The 6,937-nt window shown below is 65.1% G+C and carries 6 protein-coding genes; all 6 read left to right on the top strand.

Annotation, left to right across the window (positions count from 1 at the left end; translation table 11 throughout):
* The first annotated feature begins 52 nt into the window (after positions 1-52).
* The 6 genes from trxA (at position 53) to WCB02_RS27885 (ending at position 6,661) form a co-directional block, all read left to right on the top strand.
* Positions 53-973 carry a thioredoxin gene (gene trxA / locus WCB02_RS27910; RefSeq protein ID WP_423962984.1) on the top strand — a complete coding sequence of 307 codons (921 nt, stop codon included), beginning with the start codon at positions 53-55 and terminating at the stop codon, positions 971-973.
* A 40-nt stretch (positions 974-1,013) separates the two neighbouring features.
* Positions 1,014-1,688 (top strand): LON peptidase substrate-binding domain-containing protein, encoded by a 675-nt coding sequence (locus tag WCB02_RS27905; RefSeq protein WP_423962983.1) that lies wholly within the window; start codon positions 1,014-1,016, stop codon positions 1,686-1,688.
* 232 nt (positions 1,689-1,920) lie between these two features.
* Entirely contained in the window at positions 1,921-2,991 is a 1,071-nt protein-coding gene (locus tag WCB02_RS27900) for a zinc metalloprotease HtpX (protein ID WP_423962982.1), read from the top strand.
* A gap of 453 nt (positions 2,992-3,444) precedes the next feature.
* Positions 3,445-4,257 carry a hypothetical protein gene (locus WCB02_RS27895; RefSeq protein WP_423962981.1) on the top strand — a complete coding sequence of 271 codons (813 nt, stop codon included), beginning with the start codon at positions 3,445-3,447 and terminating at the stop codon, positions 4,255-4,257.
* Positions 4,258-4,356: 99 nt separating this feature from the next.
* On the top strand, positions 4,357-4,806 hold the full coding sequence (locus WCB02_RS27890) for a hypothetical protein (protein WP_423962980.1): 450 nt from the start codon (positions 4,357-4,359) through the stop codon (positions 4,804-4,806).
* Positions 4,807-4,822: 16 nt separating this feature from the next.
* Entirely contained in the window at positions 4,823-6,661 is a 1,839-nt protein-coding gene (locus WCB02_RS27885; protein WP_423962979.1) for a S8 family serine peptidase, read from the top strand.
* Positions 6,662-6,937 lie beyond the last annotated feature (276 nt).

The following is a 6,937-nucleotide window of genomic DNA, read 5'->3' as shown; positions in this document are numbered from 1 at the left end:
TCTCTGGCCGTGCTAGAGCAGGCGCCATTCCAGACATCGGATGAGGACCCCCGTGACGATAGTAGAGCAGGGCAGTGGAGCGCCGCAGGCGGCGCCCGATCTGATCAAGGAAACCACCACCCAGACCTTCGTGAAGGATGTCATCGAGGAATCGCGGCGACAGCCGGTCCTGATCGACTTCTGGGCGCCGTGGTGCGGGCCATGCCGCCAGCTCACGCCGATCCTGGAAAAGGCGGTGCGCGCCGCCAAGGGCAAGGTGAAGCTCGTCAAGATGAACATCGACGAGCATCCGGCGATCCCGGGCCAGATGGGCATCCAGTCGATCCCGGCGGTGATCGCCTTTGTCGGCGGCCAACCCGCCGACGGCTTCATGGGCGCGGTTCCGGAAAGCCAGGTCAACGCCTTCATCGACAAGCTCACCAAGGGCATGCCGGCGGCGGGCGAGCCTAACGTCGCCGACATCCTGAAAGAGGCCGAGACCGTGTTCGCGGAAGGCGATCCGGCTGCGGCGGCGGAGATCTATGCCGAGGTACTGGCGCTCGATGCCGCCAATATCGCCGCACTCGCCGGACTCGCGAAATCCTATGTCGCAACCGACGCGATCGAGCAGGCCAAGCAGACGCTTGCCATGGTGCCGGAGTCCAAGCGCCACGACCCCGCCGTCAAGGCCGTGCAGGCGGCGATCGATCTCGCCGAACAGGCTCAGTCGGTCGGCCCGGTCGGCGAACTCGAACAGAAAGTCGCCGCGAACCCGCTCGATCATCAGGCCAGGTTCGACCTGGCGACGGCGCTCAATGCAGCGGGCAAGCGCGGTGAAGCCACCGCGCAGCTGCTCGAGATCGTCAAGCGCGACCGCAAATGGAACGAGGACGCGGCCCGCAAGCAGCTGGTACAGCTTTTCGAGGCTTGGGGCGGCGCCGACGAGGCGACGATCGACGGCCGCAAGCGATTGTCGACGATACTTTTCTCCTAGCCAGCTCGCCTGCCTTGCGGGCCAACTTTCGGGACTGCGCATGCCGATCAACGCTGAATATCGCGGGCCGGCCGATCTTCCCGAGGTGATCCCGGTGTTTCCGCTGGCCGGCGCGCTGTTGCTGCCGCGCGGCCAGATGCCGCTCAACATCTTCGAGCAGCGCTATCTGGCGATGGTCGACGACAGCTTTCGCGACGGCCATCGGCTGATCGGCATGATCCAGCCCGATGTGACCCACTCGCACAGCGAGGAGCACCCGGTGCTGTTCCGGGTCGGCTGCGTCGGCCGCATCACCCAGCTCGCCGAATCCGGCGATGGCCGCTACATCCTCGAGCTTACCGGCGTCGCCCGCTTCAAGGTGGTCGAGGAAATGACCGTGCTGACCGCGTACCGGCAATGCAAGGTGGACTATTTCCCCTTCCTCGACGATTTCACCGCACGCAAGGGCGAGGAAGCCGTCAACCGCGAGGGCCTGCTGGCAGTGCTGACGGATTTTCTCAAGGCCAACAATCTCAAGGTCGACTGGGAAGGCGTCGAGAGCGCGCCGAACGAGGCGCTGGTCAACGCGCTCGCCATGATGTCGCCCTATGGTCCCGCCGAGAAGCAGGCGCTGCTGGAGGCGCCGGACCTCAAGACCCGCGCCGAGATCCTGATCGCCGTCACCGAGATGGATCTCGCCAAGAAGCGCACCAGCGGCGATCCGCCGCTGCAGTAGCGAGCCCCGCGCCCGTCGCACGGCCGAAGCGACAGCTTTGCCGGCAACGCAGGCTCCCCGATGGGCCGGTCATCGAGCCCGGGTTTCGACGGTCAGACGCCTGCACCGTAGTCAAACGGATTTCGCTGCCAGACGCAGCGACAATCCTGTGTCCATGGCATGGAATTGGCATGACACTGGATCAGTGGAAGCCTAGCCTGCCTGGGGCTGACGGAAAATTGGGGGATCGGGGGTGTTTGACGCTGGCACGAGCCACATGGCTTTGCGGGGCAGCAGCGGCGGACGAGGGCTCGGCGCCGGCTTCGCGTCGAATGTTTCATTCGCACTGGTGCGCTGTCCGCGACGGATGGAAATGCTGCGCGTTTCGCAATCCGGCGCCACCATCGTCATGGAGCTGCATTGGCCATCCGGCGACGTTGGTGTCTTCCTGTGCTGCCGCATCGAACTGTGTCCAGGCGATCGGCAGTTGCGGCAGCGACGGCTCGCACACCAGGCTGCAAATCAACAAGCATCGACGTTGACAATCGTTGCGATGCTGTTGCTGCTTGCAACGTGCGGCTGGATCGTCGGTGGGACCGAGGGGTTACATCGGGCCGTCCTCGGGACCGCACCCCTTCCTGGGACCCCCGCCATTTCACGCGAGACCATGTATCGCTGGTTCGGCGCCCGCCCGCTCTCTCCTGTCGAACTGCCGCAATTGTTCGGCATCCTCGCGGGCGTCTGCCGCCGGGCCGGTTTGGCCCGATGGCCGGAGCTCTATTGCCTGGCACGGCCGGGCGACATGAACGCATACGCGCTCGGCGGTCCAGCAGGCAGCGCCATCGTATTCACCGAGGGCTTGCTGAGCGCCATGACCCGCGACGAGATCGCGGGCATCCTGGCCCACGAAGTGGCGCACATCCGCAACAACGACAGCTGGACGATGAGCTGGGCTGCTGCATTGCGTCGGGCGATCGGCTGGACGTCGCTGGCGGGTCTCGCATTGCTTCGGGCAGGACATCATCACGGCGGCATGGCCAGTAACGGCAGCTTGCTGACTGCGCTCCTGAGTGCGGCTCCGGCTCTTGGCCAGTTGCTCGACCTGGCGCTCTCGCGCATTCGCGAGCTGGATGCGGATGCGACAGCGCTCGAACTGACCGGAGACTCTCACGCGTTGATCGCCGCGCTGTCCAAGCTGGAACGCCACCATGCGGATTTTTCGGCGACATCGGTCTCTGCACTCCAAGGTGATTTGATGCGGCTGCTTCGCAGCCATCCGGCAACTTCGGAGCGCGTCGGCAGATTACTCAGCCTTGCTTACTGATACTGAAGTCGAGTTGCAGGAACGGATTCGATGCTGTTCGCGCAAATCAGTCTGAGTTCGAGTCCGAGAAACGTCATCACGAACAAATAAAAGATCGTCACGAAAATATCGTTTGGCTCCGCGCAACCATCGCGGTAGCGGTGCGTTGTCGCCACTCATTCCTCACATCGCACGCCCAGGGATCAGCAATCAGGCAAGGCCCGAAACATCCGACAGGATGAAGGTGGTTTCGTCGGTGAAAAGGCAAGAGGTCTGACCCATCGGCCGGCCTCATCCGAGCAGTCTCTGCATCGTGCGTATCGCGGAAGGATGACGTTGGTAGCGGAAGCATGACGGCGTAACGGAACATTGTCGTTGTCGATATTACATCGAGACGGATTTGAAGCGGCCGGGTTTTTCATAGCTTTGTAGGTTTTGGGCTGAGGGCACCAACCATCGCAAGGAGAACAAGCGATGACCTACTACGACACCCTGCAACAGAATCTCGCGCACAACTCGCAGTTTGGTCCACAGCAATGGGGAGGATTCGGTTCGCAAACCGCGCAACCCTTTGGGGGGTCGCCGAACCTGCCGGGGATGCAAACCGCCGGCGGCCTCGGACTCGGACAAGCGGCCTATGGCCAGCAATACGGCCAGTATGGTGGTGGTCAGTCTTCAAGCGGCCCTTCGGGATACGGCTGGGGCGCGCAGAACGGCCCACAACAGCAGAACGGTCCACAACAATGGGGTGGTTCACAGCAGCGTCAGCTTTCGCCGCAGGATGTGAGCGAGGTGGTGCGCCAGTTGGCACCGGCGCTGCCTCATATCCTGGCGCAGGCGCAGCCCCCGCAGGGGGCGATGGGCTACGCCGCTTATGGCCAAGGACAGCGACAGCTCAGCCAGCAGGACGTCAATGAAGTGGTAAGACAGATCCTGCCCATCGTGCCCCAGATCGTCGGAATGCTGCAGGGACAGCAGCAACCTCAATACGCGGCGATGCAGGGCGGTTTTGGCCAAGGAGGTTTTGGCCAGGCAGGTTCCGGCCAGGGAGGTGTCGGCCTCGGTCAATTCGGAGCCGGCTTCCCCGCACAGAATTTCGGTGCGCAGTTCGGCGCGCCGCAATTCCAGTCGGCGTTCGGCGGTCAGTCGGGCTTTGGTCAGCAACATCAGCAACAACAACGGCAACTGACACAACAGGATGTGGCTGACATCACCCGGCAGCTGATCGGCGTGATCCCCCAGGTCATCGCCAACCTTCAAGGCTTCAACCAGCAGCGGATGAACTGACCGCCGCGACGCGGCCAGTCAAACCGGCAGTCTGCGACCGCCGTCCACGCGCGGCGGTCGCGGTGCCGTCATCAACGCATCGCCACGAAGGAGAATGCCATGTCGGATTTCAATCCGTCTGCCGCATCGCAGCCGCGGCCGTCAGACGTACAACAGCTCGTCGGGCTGCTCGGCAACCTGATGCCGCTGCTGCTGCGCTTCCAGTTGCAAGCCGAGGACCAGTCGCCGCAAACGTCGCCGGGCAACATCGTTCCGAACCCGGCGCTCGATCGCCAGGCGGCGGAAAACCTGATCGGGGACATGATCGCAGAATCCCTGCGCTCGCTTTCCGGCTATCTCGAAACCAATGCCGGCTTGCATGCTGGCCTCGAAGGCAGCGTCGCCGTCGTCACGCAGGCCGCCCACAGATTCGCCGCGCGCGATTATGCCGAGGCCTTCAACCTGATCTGGCTTGCATACCGCGGCATTGAAACGATCCGGGCTGCCGATCCCCGCGTTCCGCCGCTGCGTCACACCGGGATCGAGCAGCCTCAATCGTCAGTCCACTGAAACGGGAGGCAACGCCATGGTAGCAAGCCAAGATGAAACGCGCTCCACCCAAGGCAGTACCCAAGGCAGCGACCGGCGCAAGCCCGCGCGCGATGCACGCAGCGGCCCGGGCGGCGACCGGCCTAAAGTCGCGCGCCCTACGCATTACATGGTTGCGCCGGCGGCGCCGGGCGTGACCGGCCAGGAACTGACGGATCGGCTCAGCCGGTTCAGCGACACCGAGGTCCTGCAATGCTATCCGCAGCGCGACACCACGGCACCGCCGATCGCAGTCGTGCGCATGTCCGACGCGAGCGCAGCCGCCCTGCGCCGGTCCGCAGCCGGTACACTGGTTGTCGAGCCGGACGGCCATCTCCGCGCCGCGTCGCTCGCGGCAATCTCACCGTCGTTTCCCGCAACCGCCATTATGGCGGCGCTGGGGCCGGGCTTCACAGCGACGATCCGGATCGTGGGCGACTCCGGCACGCCGGTGGAGCAGGCCGAGGTGAGGCTATTCGGCGAGCAGGCCGCGGCCGTGGGCTTGACGGGCAGCGACGGCAGGGTCGAGTTGTCGCTCCATGGTGAGTTGCCGGAAACCGTGACCGAGATGTTCATCAGGCCCCGCTCCGGTCATTGGGGGCTGTGGCAGCGGCGCCCGGATCTCGCGGCCAACGCGGTCAACAGCTTCACGCTGAAGTCCTTGTCCCTGCCTGATGTCGTGGATTGGGGCGGCGCCGCGATGCGATTCGATCGGCTGCCAAGCCAGTGTCGGGGAGCCGGGATCAAGATCGCTCTCATCGACAGCGGCGCCGCAACCAGCCACAGGCAATTGAGCGGGATCGATCACGGCGTCGATATCAGAGGACCCGGCGGACGATCCTGGTCGAGCGACGCGATGGGCCACGGCACGCCGTGCGCGGGGCTCATCGGCGCTTTGCAGGAGACGGCTCACAGCATCCGCGGCTACGCGCCAGACAGCGAGTTGCACGTCTGCAAGCTTCCTGCGGACGCGCGCTGCAGCGACCTGATCGCGGCGCTCGATTATTGCCTGCTCAACGGCGTCGACGTGGCCTGCCTCGGCTTCGGTTGCGAACGCGGTTCGGCGCTGGTCGAGCAGCGTATCGCCGTGGCGAAGCAACTGGGCGTGAGCCTGATCGCCGCCGCGGGCAATTCCGCAGGCGCGGTGCTGTTTCCCGCCTGCTCCCCGCATGTCATGGCGGTTGGCGCCGTCGGACAAGCCGGAAGCCATCCGGAGGACAGCCCGGAGGCCGCATTGGCCGCGTCGGCGACGGCGCTTGGCGGCGGGCTTTTCGTGCCGCTGTTCTCATCGCGCGGGCCGGAACTCGACCTGTGCGCGCCCGGCGTTGCGGTGATCGCCTGTCAAGCGGCGGACGGCTACGCGGTTTACGACGGCACCTCGCTGGCGGCCGCCCACGTGGCAGCGCTCGCAGCCTTGATCCTGGCCGAGCACGGCGATTTCAAGGGCAGCTTCGCGAGGCGTGATGTTCAACGAGTCGAGCGGCTGTTCCAAATTCTCAAGGATACCGCACACAGGGTCGGCCATCCCTGGCTGACCGGTGCCGGGCTGCCGGATGCAGCGCTCGCGCTCGGAGTATGGTCGGAGCCGCGGCCGCTTGTCATGCCGCTCAATGCCGGATTGCGCGAGATGCGCAGCGCCATCGGGCAGATGAACCGGGTGCGTTTCGACGCGGGCGAAGCGTTGGCCTTCGAGCCGTTGCGCGGACCGGCCCAGGTGACGCGCCTGCCGCTGAATCCGGCGCATTTGACCTCGCAAGCCACGGGCAACGCAAAGGCGAGCGTCGAGCAGCTCAAGGCGGCGATGATGCTGGCGGGCCTGGCGGAGGAACGCCGGTAGTTCCCTGCTCTGCCGCCTGGAGAAAGTCCGCAGCAGTGGCGACCGGCCGGCACAGCCGCTTTGCGATCGGCTCACCCGGCTGTCGCGCCCGACCGGAAGCGACGCGCAGGCAAGACAGGTCCGGATGCCGCAATTGTCGCCGAGGCCGTTGCGCTCGTCGCCGAGCTCGAGCTGCGCATGACGGCGGCATCGCGTCGATCAATAGCCCGCGACCGCAAGCGCCACCACCGCGCCGAGCGCGATCCAGCCGAAATGCCGGCCCTGCATCGCCCAGGC

Origin of the sequence: Bradyrhizobium sp. (assembly GCF_049581145.1) — a bacterium.
GTDB lineage: Bacteria > Pseudomonadota > Alphaproteobacteria > Rhizobiales > Xanthobacteraceae > Bradyrhizobium.
This window is presented reverse-complemented; position numbering and strand designations above follow the sequence as displayed.

Excerpts from the sequence above, each read along its gene's own strand:
- WCB02_RS27895 (WP_423962981.1), top strand. The coding sequence starts at position 3,445 with ATGACCTACTACGACACCCTGCAACAGAATCTCGCGCACAACTCGCAG.
- WCB02_RS27885 (WP_423962979.1), top strand. The coding sequence starts at position 4,823 with ATGGTAGCAAGCCAAGATGAAACGCGCTCCACCCAAGGCAGTACCCAA.
- WCB02_RS27890 (WP_423962980.1), top strand. The coding sequence starts at position 4,357 with ATGTCGGATTTCAATCCGTCTGCCGCATCGCAGCCGCGGCCGTCAGAC.
- WCB02_RS27905 (WP_423962983.1), top strand. The coding sequence starts at position 1,014 with ATGCCGATCAACGCTGAATATCGCGGGCCGGCCGATCTTCCCGAGGTG.